Consider the following 18,610-nt stretch of genomic DNA (forward strand, 5'->3'; position numbering starts at 1 on the left):
CATGAGCCTGAACATCCTGCTCGTTGACGATCACGCGATCGTCCGGCAAGGGATCCGCCACCTGTTGATCGACCGCGGCGTCGCGCGCGAAGTGACCGAAGCCGAGACCGGCAGCGATGCGGTGGCCGCCATCGACCGCCAAAGCTTCGACGTGATCCTGCTCGACATCTCGCTGCCGGACACGAACGGCATCGAGTTGCTCAAGCGCATCAAGCGCAAGCTGCCGGGCACGCCGGTGCTGATGTTCTCGATGTACCGCGAGGACCAGTACGCGGTGCGCGCGCTGAAGGCCGGCGCGTCCGGCTACCTGTCGAAGACGGTGAATGCCGCGCAGATGATCGGCGCGATCCAGCAGGTCGCGGCCGGCCGCAAGTACGTGAGCCCGGCGATGGCCGAGGCGCTCGCCGAATACGTGTCGTTCGAGAACGAACCGCTGCCGCACGAGAAGCTGTCGGATCGCGAATACCAGACGCTCTGCATGCTCGCGTCGGGCAAGCGCCTCACCGACATCGCGAACACGCTGTCGCTGTCGGTGAAGACGGTCAGCGTGTACCGGTCGCGGCTGCTCGAGAAGATGCGGCTGTCGAACAACGCGGAACTGACGTTCTACGTGATGAGCAATCGGCTCGTCGACATGGCGCCCGCGTCGGGCGCCTGATCCATCGCATTCACCGGCATCGCGCGATTCACCGCGCCGGCCTGCGCGAGGCCGGCCACGGCCGCCGCACATTGCATGCAAGCGCTTGTTTTATCGGACGATTCCGGAGCACACCGCTGCGCCGCAGCGGGTCTTCCGCGCCAAATCGGCTAAAATTCCGGGTTTTCACTCACTCGGCGCCGCCGCGCTTTCGCGCGCGCTGGAGACTCATCCGCAATGTCCCTCTTCCGCAAGAAAAACGTCGATCGCATGATCGCCGGTGCGCACGGCGCCGGGCTCAAGAAAGCGCTCGGCGCAATCGACCTCACCTTCCTCGGCATCGGCGCGATCATCGGCACCGGGATCTTCGTGCTGACCGGCACGGGCGCCGTGCAGGCCGGCCCCGCGTTGATGCTGTCGTTCGTGATCGCCGCGATCGCGTGCGGCCTCGCGGCGCTGTCGTATGCCGAATTCGCGTCGACGATTCCGGTCGCGGGCTCGATCTACACGTATTCGTACGCGACGCTCGGCGAGCTCGTCGCATGGATCATCGGCTGGGACCTGATGCTCGAGTACGGTCTCGCGGCGTCGGCCGTGTCGGTCGGCTGGTCGGGCTACCTGCAGTCGCTGCTGCAAGGCTTCGGGCTCTCGCTGCCGACCGTGCTGAGCGCCGCGCCCGGCGCGATCCCGGGCGTCGTCACGTGGTTCAACCTGCCCGCGTTCCTCGTGATGCTGGTGATCACGACGCTGCTGTCGATCGGCATCCGCGAGTCGACCCGCATCAACAACATCATGGTGTTCATCAAGGTGTCGGTGGTGCTGCTCGTGATTGCGGTCGGCCTGTTCCACGTGACGCCCGCGAACTGGAAGCCGTTCATGCCGCACGGCTGGAACGGCGTGTTCGGCGCGGCGGCCGTGATGTTCTTCGCGTTCATCGGCTTCGACGCGGTGTCGTCGGCCGCCGAGGAAGTGAAAAATCCGAAGCGCGACCTGCCGATCGGCATCATCGCGTCGCTCGCGGTGTGCGCGGTGCTGTACGTGACGGTCGCGGCGGTCGCGACCGGCATCGTGCCGGCGGCCCAGTACGCGAACGTGTCGCACCCGATCTCGTATGCGCTGCAGATCGCCGGCGAGAAGTGGGTTGCGGGCTTCATCGATCTCGGCGCGGTGCTCGGCATGCTGACCGTGATCCTCGTGATGAGCTACGGCCAGACGCGGATCATCTTCGCGATGTCGCGCGACGGGCTACTGCCGGCGACGCTGTCGCGCGTGCATCCGCGCTACGCGACGCCGTTCCTGACGACCTGGCTCGTCGGCCTGTTCTTCGGGCTGATCGCCGCGCTCGTGCCGCTCAACGTGCTCGCCGAGCTGATCAACATCGGCACGCTCGCCGCGTTCTCGATGGTGTCGATCGCGGTACTGGTGCTGCGCCGCACGCACCCGGAACTGCCGCGCGCGTTCCGCTGCCCGGGCGTGCCGGTCGTGCCGATCCTCGCGGTCGGCGCATGCCTGTTCCTGATGCTGAACCTGCAGCCCATCACGTGGGCCGCGTTCGGCATCTGGCTCGTGATCGGCCTCGTGATCTACTTCCTGTATTCGCGGCACAACTCGAAGCTCGCCCGCGGCCACGCGGACTGACGCCCGGCGGCGACGCGCTGCGTCACCCCGTTTCAACGGCGCGCCCGCCTCGCGGGCGCGCCGTTTGCTTTTGCGGCGCGGCGGGCAGCCTGAACGGGGGCGCCGAACCGGCAACTCGAACCCGCATCTCGAACCGGCCCTCCCGATCCCGCCACCGATCGGCCGCACGCCGGCGCTCGGCAAGCAAGGCCGCAGCGGGCGGTTCATAATGCGCGTCAATCAATGAGGTAACGACATGGAAAGTGTGGATCTCGACGTGTTGAAGTCGAGCGCGCGCTGGCTCGACGAAGGGCGCCGCGTGCTGCTCGTGACGGTCGTGAAGACGTGGGGCTCGTCGCCCCGCCCCGAGGGCGCGATGCTCGCGGTGCGCGAGGACGGGCTCGTGGTCGGCTCCGTGTCCGGCGGGTGCATCGAGGACGACCTGATCGCCCGCGTGCATGCAAGCGGCATCGCGGCCGATGCGCGCCCGGAAGCCGTCAAGTACGGCGTGACGGCCGAGGAAGCATACCGCTTCGGGCTGCCCTGCGGCGGCACGATCCAGCTCGTGCTGGAACCGCTCACGCGCGACAGCGGGATCGCCGCGTTGTGCGCCGAAGTGGAAGCCGGCCGCCTCATCACGCGCACGATGACGCTTGCGACCGGCCGCGCGTCGCTATCGCCCGCGCAGGCGACCGACGGGCTCGCGTTCGACGGCGAACGGCTCGTGACGATCCACGGGCCGCGCTACCGGATGCTCGTGATCGGCGCGGGGCAGTTGTCGCGCTATCTGTGCCAGATCGCGGTCGGGCTCGACTACCAGGTAACGATCTGCGATCCGCGCGAGGAGTACACGGATGCGTGGGACGTGCCGGGCACGCGCGTCGTGCGCACGATGCCCGACGACACGGTGCTCGACATGAAGCTCGACGCGCGTTCGGCCGTGATCGCGCTCACACACGACCCGAAGCTCGACGATCTCGCGCTGATGGAAGCGCTGAAGACGCCCGCGTTCTACGTGGGCGCGCTCGGCTCGCGGCGCAACAACGCGGCGCGGCGCGAGCGGCTGCTCGAATTCGACCTGACCGACGCGGAACTCGCGCGGCTGCACGGGCCGGCCGGCATCTATATCGGCAGCCGCACGCCGCCGGAAATCGCGATCTCGATCCTGGCCGAGGTCACGGCCGCGAAGAACAACGTGTCGCTGCCGACGATTCTTCAGGTCGAGGGGGCGAAAGCCGCCCGCGAGATCGCGGCAAACAACGGCGCGACCTGCGGCCTCTGAGGCCCGCCGGCACCGACACCGGCGCACGGCCGTCGCGCGCCGGCGGCTAGCCGGCGCGTTTCGACTGCTGCGCCTGGGTCAAGCAAGGCCCGCGGCGAGCGCCGCGGCGACCGAGCCGGCCACCAGCACGACGCCGACCGTGCGGCGCTTGTTCAGCTCCGTCCACAGCAGCACGCCCGTCAGCGACAACAGGATCAGCGACCCCGCGATCGTGTCCATCAGCAGCACCCAGCCGAGATTCATGCCGACGCCGCGATGCAGGTTGTTCAGCGTCGTCAGGAACGTGTTGCCGGTGCGCTTCACCGACACGTAGCCGTTGCCGACCCAGTATTCGGCCTGCAGGTTCTGGTGCGGCCCGAACAGCCCCATCTGCCAGTGCTCGGGCTGCATCACGCGCTTGTCGCCCCAGGCGACCGGCTGCGCAGGCTCCTTGCGCATGCGGCCCGGCCGGCCGTCGAAATGCAGCTCGTGCTGCAGCCACTTCGTCATCGCGGCAGGCGACTTCGGCACCGGGTCCGGCAACGCGATCTGCATCTGCTCGACCTGCGGTTCGCCGGTCGAGATCTTCAGCGGCGGCGCGCGGTGATTGAGCAGCACGCCCGTCACGCCGAACAGCAGCCCGAGCACCGCGCCCCATAGCCCGACCCAGCCGTGCACCTTGCGCAGCCATTTGATGAAGGTCGCGCGGCGCGAACGCTGGCGGCGCGCCGCCAGTTCGGCGTCGCTCAGGGGACGTGCGGCCGGATGCGGCACGGTGACGCCCGCGGGGGGCCTGCCCGCCTGCGGCGGGGCGATCGTTTCGGGCGCGTTCACGCGAGAGTGTCCATTCGTTCAAAGCAACGGGCGGCGCACGGAAAACGTGTGCCGCCCGGAGAGCATGAAAATGAGAATGGATATCATTACACAAATGGCGCAGCCGCTCAATCCGCGGGCGCACGGCGCGCCAGCGCGAAACGCCCGCCGATGGCCGATGAAGCGCGCGGATTGCACGCCGATACCGGTCAATAGAAGAAAAATGCCGGCTGAATGATGACGAAAGACAGAGACAGCCTTTCGCAAGAAACCGCGGCCGCCGTGTACTCAGCGGCGCAGCGGCGGCAGCGGAAAGCGCGGCGCGGCGTCGCCCGGCTCGGGCTCTGGCTCGGTGCGATCGAGCGCATACAGCCACGCGAGCAGATCCGCGACGGCCTGGTAAAGCTGCGGCGGAATCCGGTCATCGAGGTCGACCTGCATCAGCAGCGACACCATCTCCGGCGCGGTATGCACGTACAGCCCCGCATCGCGCGCACGGGCGACGATCATCTCGGCGAGCAGGCCGTACCCCTTCGCGACCACGCGCGGCGCGGTATCGCCGCCTTTCGGATCGTAGACGAGCGCGGCCGCGCGCTTGCGCGACGTCATGCTCATCGCTGCACCTCGTCGTCGGCGCCCGGCGTGCCGCCAGCCGCGCCGCGCGCATACGCGGCGGCGGCCGCCTGCGCGACGCGCGGGTCGAAGCCGTCCGGTTCGTCGCCGACCGCGCGAATCGACAGCCCGCCGAGTTGCAGACCGGATCCCTCGAACCGCTGCCGCAGCGCGGCCTCGTTCCGCGTGAGCCGGTCGGCGCCGGCCGAATTCGCGCGCAGCCGTGCGACGAGCTGCTTGCCGTTCAACACCAGTTCCGCGTCGACCGTCCCGAGCGACGGCAGCGTCAGCGTCAGCCGCGTGCGCCATGCGAAACCGTCACCGGCATCGTCGCCGCTGCGCGACGCGTGGCCGCCCGGATCGTCGGGTTCGATCGTCCAGTCGAGCCGCGCGCCGGGCCATGCCTCGCCCGTCCAGCGGAACTGGTCGGTCGCGAGGGCATCGAGTTGCTGCCGGACGATCGGTACGGCCGCCGGATGCACGGACGCCGCTGCCTGCGCCTGCGGATCGGCCGATGCGGCGGCCAGTTCGGCGCGCGCGGGCGTCCAGCGCGTGTCGAGGCCGAGCGGGTCGTCCATTCCGGCCATACCCGACGCCGCGCCTTGCCGGGCGGCCGCCTGCGCGTTCTGCGCGAGCTCGTGCGGGGCTGCGCCCAGCTGCGTGGCGGGTCGCGGCGCGGCCGTCGGCAACGACAGACGCTGCGCGAGCAGTTCGTCGAGCACATCGGGCGCATCGTGCTGCGCGGCATCCGGAGCCGGCTGCACCGGCGCGGTCGTGAGACGCGCCTGCGGTTCGCGCATCAGCGCGGCGAGCGGCCGCTGGCCGGCCAGCCACTGCGCGAGATGGGATTCGTAAAAGAGCCCGCTTTCGCTCACGGCTTGCGCAAGCGCCGCGCGCAGCGCCGCGGCGGGCGACACGTCCGACGCAGCGCGCGCAGCCGCGACGTCGGACGCGGACAAAGGAGCGGAAGAAGCGGCGGCAGACGCGGCCGGACCGGCTGCCGGTTGTCCGTCCGGCGGCGCGGCCGCGCTCAGCAGCACGGAAGGATCGGCCAGCAGCGGCGTGCGTCCGGCAATCACCGGCGTCGCGACGCCGCCCGCGCGGGAGATCGCGTCGAGCGCAAGTGCCACGTCGGACAGCGCGGTCTGCGCGGACGCCGGCGGCGCGGCCGGCGGTGCGCCCGTCGAGGGCGGCGATGACGCGCTGGCGCCCGGCGTGCCGACCTGCGCGGTCGCGCCGCCGGCGGACGCCGTCACGGTGCCGGTCAGCAGGCTGTCGAGGCGGCTCGCCAGCAGGGCGGCCGCAACGGAGTCGATACCGGTCATGATCGAAGCCTGCTCACCTCAGCCACATCGTTGCAAAGCCGGGGACGCGACAATCGCGGCCCCGGCAAACGGGCACTATCCGCGAGCGCGGTAGAGATCGGCCAATGCCTTGGTCGGGCACCGCGCCTCGAACAGCGCGGAAAGCCGCGCGACTTCGGGGCTCGCGAGATCGCGGATCGCGGCGTCGTCGGCGAGGATGCGGCGGATCAGCGCGAGCTTGCGGCCAAGATCCGCTTCGTCGAGTGCGACGCCCGGATCGGCCTCCTTCAATCCGTCGACGAGCTGCAGGAATTCGGCCTGCAACGCCGGCAGCGCGCTCCAGTCGGCACCACGAGCCGCGCTCAGCATGCGGCCCGACACGGCCGCGAGCGCCTCGTAGCGAGCGAAGTATTCGGCCTTGCGATTCATCGCGCCACGTCCGCTGCCTGCTGCGCGGCCATCCGCGCGACTTCGGGGGCAATGCCCGTCCACGCTTCCTCGAGCGTGGCGAGCAGCCCGTCGACCTCGACCAGCATCGTGTCGCTCGCCTGCGCATTGGCCTGCAGCAGGCGCCGGCCGATATACGAATACAGCGCGTCGAGGCGCCCGGCGATCTCGCCGCCCGCGTTGCGGTTCAGCGCCGCCTGCAGGCCGCTTTCGACGATCCCGATCGCCTTGCCGATCGCTTCGCCGCGCGCGGGCACGTTGCCCTGCTGCAGATGCATGCGCGCAAGCGCGATGGCCTGCCGCGCGCCCTGGTACAGCATCGCGATCAGCCGGTGCGGGGAGGCGCCCATCACCCCTGTCTCGACGCCGACACGCGCGTACGCACTGGCTCCAGCGTGTCCTGGGGAAAACATGCGCTTCTCCTTGTGATGCGTTGGCTATGCGGAAGCCGCCGCCCTGCATTGCACGACGCGGCCTTGTACCGGAGTTATCGGAAGGGAATTGAAAAGCTTTAGGCTCGCGGGCGGCCGGCTCCGTCGTGCCGGCCGCCCCGGGGGGCGCCGTCCAGGTAGCTGCCCCCCGGATGGGCGTCGCCGGATGGGCGTCGCCGGATGGGCGTCGCCGGGTGTGCGTCGCCGGGTGGCCGTCGCCGGGTGGCCGTCCCCGGATGCCCGTCGCCGGTAGCCGTCCCCGGATGCCCGTCGCCGGTAGCCGTCCTGTCACACCGACATCTGCATGATGTCGTTGTACGCGCTCACGAGCTTGTTGCGGACCTGGAGCCCGAACTGGAAGCCGATGTTGGCCTTCTGCATGTCGACCATCACGTCGTTCAGCGACACGTTCGCCGCGCCGACCTCGAACGCCTGCGCCTCGCCGAGCGCATGCTGCTGGTCGCCGCTGATCTTGTCGAGCGACGCCTTCATCGCGCTCGCGAACGTGCCGGCCGTCGCGGCGCCCGAGCCGGCGAGCGCCGCCGCCGGGCTCGCGGCGCCGCCGCTCGCCTGCGCGGCCATCGCCTGCATCTGTTGCAACACCGAACCGATTCCGCTGACGTTGGCAGCCATGCTGTCCCCAGACATAAGAGAAGAGACCCGGACGCACCGGGCGTTTCCGCCGGCGCCGCACCACGCGCACCATGCCGGATCGCGAAAAAGAATAGCAGCGCCGTGCGCGCCAAAGCCGCGAAAGTACGGGGGAAACCCCGCTCTTTTCGGTCGATCGGAGTCGCTCCCGGGTCCCGATAATCGCATCGTGTCATTGTCCGTCCGCTCGTCCGAGCGGCTCAGTCGTTCCGCTCCGGAGAAACTCCTCGCATGGATTCGCAGGCCAACTCGCTGATCAACCCCGACGCCCGCACGGGCCTCGCCAGCCCGGTGCCAGGCGCCACCGCGGCCGCCGCGTTGCCGGGAGCGGGCGGCGCCGGCGCGGACTTCGGGTTCGGCGGCTTCGCGGAACGCATCCCCGGCATCTCGCGGATGAAGGGCAATCCGAAGCTGCCGTTCGTGATCGCCGTCGCATTCGCGATTGCCGCGATCACCGCGCTCGTGCTGTGGAGCCGCGCGCCCGACTATCGCGTGCTGTACAGCAACCTGTCGGACCGCGACGGCGGCGCGATCATCGCCGCACTCCAGCAGGCAAACGTTCCCTACAAGTTCGCCGACGCCGGCGGCGCGATCCTCGTGCCGTCGAACCAGGTGCACGAAACGCGCCTGAAGCTCGCCGCGATGGGGCTGCCCAAGGGCGGCTCGGTCGGCTTCGAGCTGATGGACAACCAGAAATTCGGCATCAGCCAGTTCGCCGAGCAGGTGAACTACCAGCGCGCGCTCGAAGGCGAGCTGCAGCGCACGATCGAATCGATCAACGCGGTGCGCGGCGCGCGCGTGCATCTCGCGATCCCGAAGCCGTCGGTGTTCGTGCGCGACAAGGAGGCGCCGAGCGCGTCGGTGTTCGTCGACCTCTACCCGGGCCGCGTGCTCGACGAGGGCCAGGTGCAGGCGATCACGCGGATGGTGTCGTCCGGCGTGCCCGACATGCCGGCGAAGAACGTGACGATCGTCGACCAGGACGGCAACCTGCTGACGCAGACCGCATCGGCATCCGGCCTCGACGCGAGCCAGCTCAAGTATGTGCAGCAGGTCGAGCGCAATACGCAAAAGCGCATCGACGCGATCCTCGCGCCGATCTTCGGCGCCGGCAACGCACGCTCGCAGGTCAGCGCGGACGTCGATTTCTCGAAGCTCGAGCAGACCTCGGAAAGCTACGGCCCGAACGGCGCGCCGCAGCAGGCCGCGATCCGCAGCCAGCAGACCAGCAGCGCGACCGAACTCGCGCAGGGCGGCGCATCGGGCGTGCCGGGCGCGCTGTCGAACACACCGCCGCAGCCGGCCTCCGCGCCGGTCGTCGCCGGCAACGGCCAGAACGGGCCGCAGTCGACGCCCGTCAGCGACCGCAAGGACCAGACGACCAACTACGAGCTCGACAAGACGATCCGCCATGTCGAGCAGCCGATGGGCAACGTGAAGCGGCTGTCGGTCGCCGTCGTCGTCAACTACCAGCCCGTCGCCGACGCGAAGGGCCACGTGACGATGCAGCCGCTGCCGCCCGCCAAGCTCGCGCAGATCGAGCAGCTCGTGAAGGACGCGATGGGCTACGACGAGAAGCGCGGCGACTCGGTGAACGTCGTGAACAGCGCGTTCTCGACCGTCAGCGACCCGTACGCCGACCTGCCGTGGTGGCGCCAGCCGGACATGATCGCGATGGCGAAGGAAGCCGCGAAGTGGCTCGGCATCGCGGCGGCCGCGGCGGCGCTCTATTTCATGTTCGTGCGCCCGGCGATGCGCCGCGCGTTCCCGCCGCCCGCACCGGTCGCCCCGGCGCTCGTGGGGCCGGACGATCCGGTCGCGCTCGACGGCCTGCCCGCACCGGACAAATCCGACGAGTCCGATCCGCTGCTGCTCGGCTTCGAGAACGAAAGGAGCCGCTACGAACGCAACCTCGACTACGCGCGCACGATCGCCCGCCAGGATCCGAAGATCGTCGCCACCGTCGTGAAGAACTGGGTGTCCGATGAACGCTGAAGGCTTGACCAAGAGTGCGCTGCTGCTGATGTCGATCGGCGAGGAAGAGGCCGCGCAGGTATTCAAGTTCCTCGCGCCGCGCGAGGTGCAGAAGATCGGCGCCGCGATGGCCGCGCTGAAGAACGTCACGCGCGAGCAGGTCGAGGACGTGCTGCAGGAATTCGCGAAGGAAGCCGAGCAGCACACCGCGCTGTCGCTCGATTCGAGCGAGTACATCCGCTCGGTGCTGACCAAGGCGCTCGGCGAGGACAAGGCCAGCGTGCTGATCGACCGGATCCTGCAGGGCAGCGACACGAGCGGCATCGAGGGCCTGAAGTGGATGGACTCGGGCGCGGTGGCCGAACTGATCAAGAACGAGCATCCGCAGATCATCGCGACGATCCTCGTGCACCTCGACCGCGACCAGGCGTCCGAAATCGCGTCGTGCTTCACCGATCGGCTGCGCAACGACGTGATGCTGCGGATCGCAACGCTCGACGGCATCCAGCCGGCCGCGCTGCGCGAGCTCGACGACGTGCTGACCGGCCTGCTGTCCGGCAGCGACAACCTGAAGCGCAGCCCGATGGGCGGCATCCGCACCGCAGCCGAGATCCTCAACTTCATGACGAGCAATCATGAAGAAGGCGTGCTCGAAAGCGTGCGCCAGTACGACGCCGACCTCGCGCAGAAGATCGTCGACCAGATGTTCGTGTTCGAGAACCTGCTCGACCTCGAGGATCGCGCGATCCAGATGGTGCTGAAGGAAGTCGAATCGGAAACGCTGATCATCGCGCTGAAGGGCGCGCCGCCCGCGCTGCGCCAGAAGTTCCTCGCGAACATGTCGCAACGCGCGGCCGAACTGCTCGCCGAGGATCTCGACGCGCGCGGCCCGGTGCGCGTGTCCGAAGTCGAGACGCAGCAGCGCCGCATCCTGCAGATCGTGCGCAACCTTGCCGAAAGCGGTCAGATCGCGATCGGCGGCAAGGCGGAAGACGCGTATGTCTGATTCCGCGCGCGACCGCGCCGGCACCCTCACCGCGTACCAGCGGTGGGAGATGGCGTCATTCGATCCGCCTCCGCCCCCGCCACCGCCCGACGATGCGGCAGCGGCTGCCGCCGCGCTCGCCGAGGAACTGCAGCGCGTGCGCGACGCCGCGCATGCCGAAGGCCATGCGGCCGGCCACGTCGAAGGTCAGGCCCTGGGTTACCAGGCCGGTTTCGACCAGGGCCGCGCGCAGGGTTTCGAGGCCGGCCAGGCCGAAGCCCGCGAACAGGCCGCGCAGCTCGCGGCGCTCGCCGCATCGTTCCGCGAAGCCGTGTCGAGCGTCGAGCACGATCTCGCGTCCGACCTTGCGCAGCTCGCGCTCGACATCGCGCAGCAGGTCGTGCGCCAGCACGTGAAGCATGACCCGGCCGCGCTGGTTGCCGCCGTGCGCGACGTGCTCGCAGCCGAACCCGCGCTGTCCGGCGCGCCGCATCTCGCGGTGAATCCGGCCGACCTGCCCGTCGTCGAAGCGTACCTGCAGGACGATCTCGATACGCTCGGCTGGAACGTGCGCACCGACGCGTCGATCGAGCGCGGCGGCTGCCGCGCGCACGCCGCGACGGGCGAGGTCGACGCGACGCTGCCCACCCGCTGGCAGCGTGTCGCCGCCGCGATCGGCAAGGTGAGCGCATGGTGACGCCCACGCCCGAATCGATCCTGCACGACGGGATGACGCCGCTCGAGCGCGAACTCGCGCTCGCGTCGTTCGGCCCAGACAGCGCGCCTGACACCGCACACGGCGCCGATCCGCACGCGGCACCCGCATCGGACGATGCGCCGCGCGCACCGCACAATCCGCATCTCGCGCACTGGCGCACGCACCTGAACGGGCTCGCGACGCGCAGCCACCGCGCGCTGCCGCTGCGCCCGAGCGGGCGCCTCACGCGTGCCGCGGGCCTCGTGCTCGAGGCGATCGGGCTGCGCCTGTCGGTCGGCGCCGAATGCATGATCGAACTGCCGCCCGGCAGCACGCTGCCGCATGCGGAAGCGGAAGTCGTCGGCTTCTCCGGTGATCGCCTGTTCCTGATGCCGACCACCGACGTCGCCGGCGTCTTGCCCGGCGCCCGGGTATGGCCGCTCGAAAGCGCACCGGTCGCCGACCCGCTCGCGGGCGCGAAGCGGCTGCCGGTCGGCTGGGAAATGCTCGGACGCGTCGTCGACGCGTCGGGCCGCCCGCTCGACGGCCTGGGCCCGCTCGCGTCGAAGGTCGACGCGCCGCTGTCGGCCCCGTCGATCAACCCGCTCGATCGCGAGCCGATCCACCACGTGCTCGACGTCGGCGTGCGCGCGATCAACGCGCTGCTCACCGTCGGCCGCGGGCAGCGCATGGGCCTCTTTGCCGGTTCCGGCGTCGGCAAGTCGGTGCTGCTCGGCACGATGGCGCGCTACACGAGTGCGGAAGTGATCGTGATCGGGCTGATCGGCGAACGCGGCCGCGAAGTGAAGGAATTCATCGAACAGATCCTCGGCAAGGACGGGCTCGCGCGCTCGGTCGTCGTCGCGGCGCCGGCGGACGTGTCGCCGCTGCTGCGAATGCAGGGCGCCGCCTACGCGACGTCGCTCGCCGAGTATTTCCGCGACCAGGGCAAGCACGTGCTGCTGCTGATGGATTCGCTGACGCGCTACGCGATGGCGCAGCGCGAGATCGCGCTCGCGATCGGCGAGCCGCCCGCGACCAAGGGCTATCCGCCGTCGGTGTTCGCGAAGCTGCCGGCGCTCGTCGAGCGCACCGGCAACGGGCCCGAAGGCGGCGGCTCGATCACTGCGTTCTACACGGTGCTGACCGAAGGCGACGACCAGCAGGACCCGATCGCCGATTCGGCGCGCGCGATCCTCGACGGCCACGTCGTGCTGTCGCGCGCGCTCGCCGAGGCCGGCCACTATCCGGCGATCGACATCGAGGCATCGATCAGCCGCGCGATGACCGCGCTGATCGATGAAACGCATCTCGACCGCGTGCGGCAGTTCAAGCAGATGCTGTCGCGCTACCAGCGCAACCGCGACCTGATCGCGGTCGGCGCGTATGCACCCGGCCGCGACGCGCAGCTCGACCGCGCGATCGCGCTCTATCCGCGCATCGAATCGTTCCTGCAGCAGGGCTTTCGCGAACGCGCGCCGTTCGCGTCGAGCCTCACCGCACTCGATGCGCTGTTCGACGTACACGGAGGCTGATCCCGATGGCACACGGCTTTCCCCTTCAACTGCTGCTCGATCGCGCGCAGGAAGATCTCGACACCGCCGCGAAGCAGCTCGGCACCGCGCAGCGCGACCGCACCGCGGCCGCCGAACAGCTCGATGCGCTGCTGCGCTATCGCGACGAATACCACGCGCGCTTCACGCAGTCCGCGCAGCACGGGATGCCCGCCGGCAACCTGCGCAATTTCCAGTCGTTCATCGACACGCTCGACGCGGCAATCGCGCAGCAGCGCAACGTGCTGGCCGCAGCGGAGCTCCGCATCGACGAAGCGCGCCCGAACTGGCAACAGAAGAAGCGCACCGTCGGCTCATACGAAACCCTGCAGGCGCGCGGCGTCGCGCAGGAAGCGCAGCGTGCCGCGAAGCGCGAACAGCGCGACGCCGACGAACACGCCGCCAAAATCCTGCGCATGCGGGCCGATGCGGCCCGCTCGGCGTAACCGCTCACCGCTTTCGAACGAGAGAATCGCCATGCCTCCCCTGCCCCTGCTCGGCGCGCTGCTCGACACCGCCGGCATCGCACTCAAGGCCGTCCGCGGCGCGGGTTCGTCCGCCGGCGACGATGCCGCAAACAGCCCGGCCGCCGTGCCGTTCGCGCAGACGCTGAAGCGAAGCGTCGTCACGCGGCACGACACGGCGAACGCCGGCAAGCCGGACGCCACGACGAAACACGCGTCGTCGACGCCGGCCGCCGGCACGAAACCCGCCGACCGCGACGACGAGAAGTCGGCCGACGACGCGAACGCGACGTCCGGTCCCGACGCCGCCGCGCTCGCCGCGGCGGCGGCCGTGCAGGCACAGCTGCAGGCGCGCGAGAACGGCGCGGCGCCGGCCGATGCCACCGCCGCGCAAACGACCGCCGTGTCCGGCCAGCCTGACGCCACGGCGGCGCTGGCGAATCATGCAGGCAAGGATGCGGCCGCCGTGCCGGCATCGGGCCGCGACGCACTGCAGGGCGCGCTGGCGAGACTGACCGGCGGTGCGGGGGCGATCGCGATGCCCGGGACGGGCACGGCAGCGGCCGATGCACCGCTGACGCCGAAAGTCCCGACCTTCGACCACACGCTCGCCGACGCGAAAGGCACGCTCGCGACGCAGCAGACGCCCACGCAAGCCACCGCCCTGGCGCTGCAGGCCGGCGCGACCGGCCAGTCCGCGGCACACGCACTCGCGGCCGCCGGGGAAACCGCCAGCCCGGCCGCCGACGCATCGGTCGCGGCAGCCACAGCGGCGGCGGCGGCCGCCCAGGCGAACGTCGCGACGGCGCCCGCCGCAAGCTCGATCGCCGCGGCCAACGCGCACGTGCTGGCCCCGCATGTCGGCACGGCCGACTGGACCGATGCGCTGAGCCAGAAGGTCGTGTTCCTGTCCAATGCGCACCAGCAGAGCGCCGAGCTGACGCTGAACCCGCCGGACCTCGGCCCGCTGCAGGTCGTGCTGCGCGTGGCGGACAACCACGCGCATGCGCTGTTCGTGTCGCAGCACGCACAAGTGCGCGACGCGGTGGAAGCCGCGCTGCCGAAGCTGCGCGAAGCGATGGAGGCGGGTGGGCTCGGCCTGGGCAGCGCGACCGTCAGCGACGGCGGCTTCGCGTCGCAACAGAACCCGCAACAGAACTTCGCCGGCGGCCGGTCGTCGCCGCGCGCACGCGCCGGAACGTCAGCCGTCGACGCACCGCTCGACGCTGCGCAATCCGCAGCGGCCGGCGCGACCGTGAGCCGCGCGGGCCTCGTCGATACGTTCGCCTGAGCATCGCGTCGGCCGCGAGCCGGTGCGCGCCGCTCAGCGGCCGTGCGCCGCCGCGGCCGCCTCGCCGCGCGGCACGCCGCCCCGACGCGCCGAGACGATGAAGTCCGCCGCGCGTTCGCCGATCATCACGGACGGCGCATTCGTGTTGCCGCCGATCAGCGTCGGCATCACCGACGCATCCACCACCCGCAGCCCCTCGACGCCACGCACGCGCAGTTGCGGATCCACGACCGCCCGCGCATCCGAACCCATCCGGCAGGTGCCGACCGGGTGATAGATCGTGTCGGCATGCGCGACGATCGTCGCGCGCAGTTCCGCTTCGCTCTGGTCCGCGCGCGTGTACAACTCGCGCCCGCCCTGCGACGCGAGCGGCGCCTGCGACAGGATGCGGCGCATCGCCTGCGCGCCGCGCACGAGCAGATCGAGATCGCGCGTATCACTGAAGAAGCGGGGATCGATCAGCGGCGCGTCGCGCGCATCGCCACTCGCAAGCGCGACCGTGCCGCGGCTGAACGGCCGTAGCGCACATACGTGCAGCGAATACCCGAAGCCCCAGTGCATCTTGCGGTTGTGATCGTCGACGAGCGCCGTGCAGAAATGCAGCTGCAGGTCCGGACGATCGAGCGACGGATCGCTCTTGATGAAGCCGCCCGCCTCCGCGACGTTGCTCGTCATCATCCCGGTGCGGCTCGAGAAATAGCGCGCGAGCGCCGGCGTCATCTTCGCGATCCCGCGCAGGCAGACGCCGACCAGCTCCGACGAATTCACGCGCGTGTTGATGATGAAGTCGATATGGTCGATCAGGTTGGCGCCGACGTCCGGCGCGTCCTGCACGACCGCGATCCCGTGCCGACGCAGCTGTTCCGCCGGACCGATCCCCGAGCACATCAGCAGTTGCGGCGAATTGAACGCGCCGGCCGACAGGATCACCTCCGCGCGCGCGCCGAGCGTCTCGATGCGTCCGTCGCGCGACACCACGACGCCGACCGCGCGCTTGCCGTCGAAGCCCACGCGCAGCACCGTCGCGTCGGTGATCACGCGCAGGTTCGGCCGGTTGCGGCCGTAGATGTACGCACGCGCGACGCTGCAGCGCGAGCCGTCGCGATGCGTGACCTGATAGAAGCCGACGCCTTCCTGTGTCGCGCCGTTGAAATCGTCGTTGAGCGGATAGCCGGCCGCGTGCGCGGCCTGGATGAATCGTTCGGAGAACAGATTACGAAAGCGCAGATCGGAAACCGTCAACGGGCCGTCCGCGCCATGCCACATATCGGCGCCGCGCGCGTTGCCTTCCGCACGGCGGAAATACGGCAGCACGTCCTGCCAGCCCCAGCCCGTGGCGCCGAGTTGTGCCCACTCGTCGTAGTCGCCCGGGTGGCCGCGCGTGTAGATCATCGCGTTGATCGCGCTCGAGCCGCCCATCCCGCGCCCGCGCGGCTGGTAGCCGCGGCGGCCGCCGAGGCCCGGCTGCGGCACTGTCTCGTAACCGTAGTTCGTGCCCAGCTTGAACGGCACGAGCGCCGCGATCCCCACCGGCATGTTGACGAGCAGGTTGCGCTCCGTATGCGAACCGGCCTCGATCAGCGCGATCGTCGCGTCGGGGCATGCATCGGCGAGGCGGCTGGCAAGGCTCGACCCGCCCGACCCTCCGCCGACGATGATGTAGTCGTATTGCATGTCACGTCTCCTTCGTGTCATGAACGGCGCCCGGCGCGGACCGGCTCCCGCTTGTAATGTTCGGGCATTGTAGGAATGGCCGTCGCGCGCGCGGCGCGCCGATTCAAGAGCGATTCCTCTAAACGCCCGCGTGAACTAAATTTAAGATGTATCGATCGATGCGACGCGCTGCACCGGCCGCCAGAAGCCGCGCCGTCGCGAAACTGGGGAGACGACGATGCAGCGCGACGTTCTGCAGGCCGCGTGCCGACCGGGTGATCCGGACGCACCGCGCGCGGCCCGCATTTCATTTCAAACGGATGCCCGGTCGGTGACGTGCGACACCGTGCGCGTGCCCGGTCGAAATCGAACGACGCCACGTGTCGCCGACCGTTTGGATGGCACATCGCACGAGCGGCACGACGAGCCAGTGCGTATGTCGCCGCGCGCCGCGTGCCGCCCCGCTTCGGTGCGCCGGCAAGCGCTCTCAGCGCGCGATCGTGCCCCCATCGGAAATCACATCGGGCCGTCCACACGAGCCGTGCAATCCCGTTTTCGGACGCGAACACCGTCGCGCGGATGCGACGGTTGCCGCACGCTGCCCCCTGTATTCGCCCGTGCGTCGCATCCGGCCCCGCGCCGCGCGACGCACGCCAATCCCGCCCCGCCACGCTCGCCGAGCGGGTACGTGCGACCTGACTGCTGGCCGACGTGCCACGCTCAACTGGAGGAGACGACATGAAGAACGATCTGCCCGAACTGGCCCCGCAAGCGCTGCCGTCGGTCGATGTGCTGACGACGCTGCTGCACGACCAGCGCGCGGCCTACCTGCGCACGCCGTATCCGGAGTGGGACACCCGCGCGCAGCACCTGCGCGCGCTGCGCACGATGCTGATCGATCACGCGGATGCGCTTGCCGATGCGATCAGCGCCGACTTCGGGCATCGCGCGAAGCAGGAAGTGCTGCTGTCGGAAATCTGGATGGCGAAGGAAGAGATCGACGACGCGCTCAAGCACGGCAAGCGCTGGATGAAGCCGATCCGCAAGCCGATGAACAAGTGGCTGCGGCCGGCGCGCGCGAAGGTGCTGCCGCAACCGCTCGGCGTGATCGGCATCGTCGTGCCGTGGAACTATCCGATCCTGCTCGCGGCCGGGCCGCTGATTTGCGCGCTCGCGGCCGGCAACCGCGCGATCATCAAGATGTCCGAACTGACGCCGCGCACGTCGGCGCTGTTCGAGCAACTGATCGCGAAGACCTTCTCGCGCGATCACGTCGCGGTCGTGAACGGCGATGCCGAGATCGGCGCCGCATTCAGCGCGCTGCCGTTCGATCACCTGCTGTTCACCGGCTCGACACATGTCGGCCGCCACGTGATGCGCGCGGCCGCCGACAACCTCACGCCCGTCACGCTCGAGCTCGGCGGCAAGTCGCCGGCGATCGTCGGCCCGAATGCGCGCTTCGATGCGGCCGTCGACGCGATCATCGGCGGCAAGACGCTGAACGCGGGCCAGACCTGCATCGCGCCCGACTACGTGCTGCTGCCGCGCGGGATGGAAGGCGCGTTCATCGAGCGCGCGCGCGCACGCTTCGCGAAGCTGTATCCGGACCTGTCGACCAACGGCGACTACACGACGATCGTATCGCCGCGTCATTACGCGCGGCTGCAACAGCTTGCGACCGACGCGCAGGCGGCCGGCGCGCAACTGCATCCGCTGTCGGACGCGCAGTCCGATCCCGCGTCGCGCCGCTTCGTGCCGTGCGCGGTCACGCACGCGCCAGCCGCGTCACAGCTGATGCAGGAGGAAATCTTCGGGCCCCTGCTGCCGCTCGTGCCGTACGAGCGGCTCGACGAAGCAATCGCCTATGTGAACGCGCGTCCGCGGCCGCTCGCGCTATACCTGTTCGACGAGGATGGCGGCACGATCGACCGCGTGATGCGCGAAACGATCTCGGGCGGCGTGACGGTCAACGACGCGCTGATGCACATCGCGTGCGGCAGCTTGCCGTTCGGCGGTGTCGGCGCGAGCGGAATGGGTGCGTATCACGGCTACGACGGCTTCGTGACGTTCTCGAAGATGAAGCCCGTGCTCACGCAGGCGCGCCTAAACACCCGCGGGCTGATCGCGCCGCCTTACGGCAAACGCTTCGCCGCGGTGATCAGGATGATGCTGAAGTTCTGAGCGATGCGGGCCGCGCACAACGCGCGGCCGCCCACTTCG

At 69.8% G+C, this 18,610-nt stretch carries 17 protein-coding genes; 10 read left to right on the plus strand and 7 right to left on the minus strand.

Annotated features, from left to right (window positions below; translation table 11 throughout):
- Position 1 precedes the first annotated feature (1 nt).
- From rqpR to AC1Z3W_RS35640, 3 genes are all read left to right on the plus strand, one after another.
- The gene (gene rqpR, locus AC1Z3W_RS35630) at positions 2 to 658 is read left to right on the plus strand and encodes a response regulator transcription factor RqpR (RefSeq protein ID WP_057924572.1); all 657 of its coding nucleotides are present in this window, start codon (positions 2 to 4) and stop codon (positions 656 to 658) included.
- A gap of 216 nt (positions 659 to 874) precedes the next feature.
- Positions 875 to 2,275 carry a branched-chain amino acid transporter BcaP gene (gene bcaP / locus AC1Z3W_RS35635; RefSeq protein WP_057924573.1) on the plus strand — a complete coding sequence of 467 codons (1,401 nt, stop codon included), beginning with the start codon at positions 875 to 877 and terminating at the stop codon, positions 2,273 to 2,275.
- Between the two features lie 235 nt (positions 2,276 to 2,510).
- Positions 2,511 to 3,536, plus strand: coding sequence for an XdhC family protein (locus AC1Z3W_RS35640; protein WP_057924574.1), 1,026 nt, complete (start codon positions 2,511 to 2,513; stop codon positions 3,534 to 3,536).
- Positions 3,537 to 3,614: 78 nt separating this feature from the next.
- Here the strand turns inward: AC1Z3W_RS35640 and AC1Z3W_RS35645 are convergent, their stop codons facing one another.
- From AC1Z3W_RS35645 to fliE, 6 genes are all read right to left on the minus strand, one after another.
- Positions 3,615 to 4,349, minus strand: coding sequence for a PepSY-associated TM helix domain-containing protein (locus AC1Z3W_RS35645; RefSeq protein WP_057924575.1), 735 nt, complete (start codon positions 4,347 to 4,349; stop codon positions 3,615 to 3,617).
- Positions 4,350 to 4,616: 267 nt separating this feature from the next.
- A complete protein-coding gene (locus tag AC1Z3W_RS35650; protein WP_057924576.1) occupies positions 4,617 to 4,943 on the minus strand; it encodes an EscU/YscU/HrcU family type III secretion system export apparatus switch protein in 327 nt (108 codons plus the stop codon).
- Positions 4,940 to 6,265, minus strand: coding sequence for a flagellar hook-length control protein FliK (gene fliK, locus AC1Z3W_RS35655; protein ID WP_483509449.1), 1,326 nt, complete (start codon positions 6,263 to 6,265; stop codon positions 4,940 to 4,942). The genes AC1Z3W_RS35650 and fliK overlap by 4 nt, the downstream gene beginning before the upstream one ends.
- 75 nt (positions 6,266 to 6,340) lie before the next feature.
- Positions 6,341 to 6,673 (minus strand): flagellar protein FliT, encoded by a 333-nt coding sequence (locus AC1Z3W_RS35660; protein ID WP_483509450.1) that lies wholly within the window; start codon positions 6,671 to 6,673, stop codon positions 6,341 to 6,343.
- Positions 6,670 to 7,104, minus strand: a complete 435-nt coding sequence (gene fliS, locus AC1Z3W_RS35665; RefSeq protein ID WP_124833775.1) for a flagellar export chaperone FliS — start codon at positions 7,102 to 7,104, stop codon at positions 6,670 to 6,672. Before fliS ends, AC1Z3W_RS35660 begins: the two co-directional genes overlap by 4 nt.
- 306 nt (positions 7,105 to 7,410) lie before the next feature.
- Positions 7,411 to 7,755 carry a flagellar hook-basal body complex protein FliE gene (fliE, locus tag AC1Z3W_RS35670; protein ID WP_057924580.1) on the minus strand — a complete coding sequence of 115 codons (345 nt, stop codon included), beginning with the start codon at positions 7,753 to 7,755 and terminating at the stop codon, positions 7,411 to 7,413.
- A 249-nt stretch (positions 7,756 to 8,004) separates the two neighbouring features.
- On the opposite strand from fliE, the gene fliF reads away from it, so the two are divergent.
- Genes fliF through AC1Z3W_RS35700 form a run of 6 tightly spaced genes read left to right on the plus strand, consistent with a single transcriptional unit; the run spans position 8,005 to position 14,737 of the window.
- Positions 8,005 to 9,768: a flagellar basal-body MS-ring/collar protein FliF gene (gene fliF, locus AC1Z3W_RS35675; protein WP_483509451.1), complete on the plus strand. Its 1,764-nt coding sequence runs from the start codon at positions 8,005 to 8,007 to the stop codon at positions 9,766 to 9,768.
- Positions 9,758 to 10,753, plus strand: coding sequence for a flagellar motor switch protein FliG (gene fliG, locus AC1Z3W_RS35680; protein WP_057924582.1), 996 nt, complete (start codon positions 9,758 to 9,760; stop codon positions 10,751 to 10,753). The genes fliF and fliG overlap by 11 nt, the downstream gene beginning before the upstream one ends.
- Positions 10,746 to 11,429, plus strand: a complete 684-nt coding sequence (fliH, locus tag AC1Z3W_RS35685; RefSeq protein WP_057924583.1) for a flagellar assembly protein FliH — start codon at positions 10,746 to 10,748, stop codon at positions 11,427 to 11,429. Before fliG ends, fliH begins: the two co-directional genes overlap by 8 nt.
- Positions 11,423 to 12,964 (plus strand): flagellar protein export ATPase FliI, encoded by a 1,542-nt coding sequence (gene fliI / locus AC1Z3W_RS35690; RefSeq protein WP_057924584.1) that lies wholly within the window; start codon positions 11,423 to 11,425, stop codon positions 12,962 to 12,964. The genes fliH and fliI overlap by 7 nt, the downstream gene beginning before the upstream one ends.
- 5 nt (positions 12,965 to 12,969) lie before the next feature.
- The gene (gene fliJ / locus AC1Z3W_RS35695; RefSeq protein WP_483509452.1) at positions 12,970 to 13,428 is read left to right on the plus strand and encodes a flagellar export protein FliJ; all 459 of its coding nucleotides are present in this window, start codon (positions 12,970 to 12,972) and stop codon (positions 13,426 to 13,428) included.
- A 31-nt stretch (positions 13,429 to 13,459) separates the two neighbouring features.
- The gene (locus tag AC1Z3W_RS35700; RefSeq protein WP_057924586.1) at positions 13,460 to 14,737 is read left to right on the plus strand and encodes a flagellar hook-length control protein FliK; all 1,278 of its coding nucleotides are present in this window, start codon (positions 13,460 to 13,462) and stop codon (positions 14,735 to 14,737) included.
- A 33-nt stretch (positions 14,738 to 14,770) separates the two neighbouring features.
- Here AC1Z3W_RS35700 and AC1Z3W_RS35705 read toward each other — a convergent pair whose 3' ends face one another.
- Positions 14,771 to 16,411: a GMC family oxidoreductase gene (locus AC1Z3W_RS35705; RefSeq protein WP_483509453.1), complete on the minus strand. Its 1,641-nt coding sequence runs from the start codon at positions 16,409 to 16,411 to the stop codon at positions 14,771 to 14,773.
- A gap of 717 nt (positions 16,412 to 17,128) precedes the next feature.
- Here AC1Z3W_RS35705 and AC1Z3W_RS35710 point away from each other — a divergent pair.
- The gene (locus tag AC1Z3W_RS35710; RefSeq protein ID WP_483509454.1) at positions 17,129 to 18,571 is read left to right on the plus strand and encodes a coniferyl aldehyde dehydrogenase; all 1,443 of its coding nucleotides are present in this window, start codon (positions 17,129 to 17,131) and stop codon (positions 18,569 to 18,571) included.
- Positions 18,572 to 18,610 lie beyond the last annotated feature (39 nt).

The organism is Burkholderia sp. 10_S31 (assembly GCF_056930375.1).

Coding starts and splice junctions, on each gene's coding strand:
- rqpR (WP_057924572.1), top strand. CDS start 2: ATGAGCCTGAACATCCTGCTCGTTGACGATCACGCGATCGTCCGGCAA.
- bcaP (WP_057924573.1), top strand. CDS start 875: ATGTCCCTCTTCCGCAAGAAAAACGTCGATCGCATGATCGCCGGTGCG.
- AC1Z3W_RS35640 (WP_057924574.1), top strand. CDS start 2,511: ATGGAAAGTGTGGATCTCGACGTGTTGAAGTCGAGCGCGCGCTGGCTC.
- AC1Z3W_RS35650 (WP_057924576.1), bottom strand. CDS start 4,943: ATGAGCATGACGTCGCGCAAGCGCGCGGCCGCGCTCGTCTACGATCCG.
- fliK (WP_483509449.1), bottom strand. CDS start 6,265: ATGACCGGTATCGACTCCGTTGCGGCCGCCCTGCTGGCGAGCCGCCTC.
- AC1Z3W_RS35660 (WP_483509450.1), bottom strand. CDS start 6,673: ATGAATCGCAAGGCCGAATACTTCGCTCGCTACGAGGCGCTCGCGGCC.
- fliS (WP_124833775.1), bottom strand. CDS start 7,104: ATGTTTTCCCCAGGACACGCTGGAGCCAGTGCGTACGCGCGTGTCGGC.
- fliE (WP_057924580.1), bottom strand. CDS start 7,755: ATGGCTGCCAACGTCAGCGGAATCGGTTCGGTGTTGCAACAGATGCAG.
- fliF (WP_483509451.1), top strand. CDS start 8,005: ATGGATTCGCAGGCCAACTCGCTGATCAACCCCGACGCCCGCACGGGC.
- fliG (WP_057924582.1), top strand. CDS start 9,758: ATGAACGCTGAAGGCTTGACCAAGAGTGCGCTGCTGCTGATGTCGATC.
- fliH (WP_057924583.1), top strand. CDS start 10,746: ATGTCTGATTCCGCGCGCGACCGCGCCGGCACCCTCACCGCGTACCAG.
- fliI (WP_057924584.1), top strand. CDS start 11,423: ATGGTGACGCCCACGCCCGAATCGATCCTGCACGACGGGATGACGCCG.
- fliJ (WP_483509452.1), top strand. CDS start 12,970: ATGGCACACGGCTTTCCCCTTCAACTGCTGCTCGATCGCGCGCAGGAA.
- AC1Z3W_RS35700 (WP_057924586.1), top strand. CDS start 13,460: ATGCCTCCCCTGCCCCTGCTCGGCGCGCTGCTCGACACCGCCGGCATC.
- AC1Z3W_RS35705 (WP_483509453.1), bottom strand. CDS start 16,411: ATGCAATACGACTACATCATCGTCGGCGGAGGGTCGGGCGGGTCGAGC.
- AC1Z3W_RS35710 (WP_483509454.1), top strand. CDS start 17,129: ATGAAGAACGATCTGCCCGAACTGGCCCCGCAAGCGCTGCCGTCGGTC.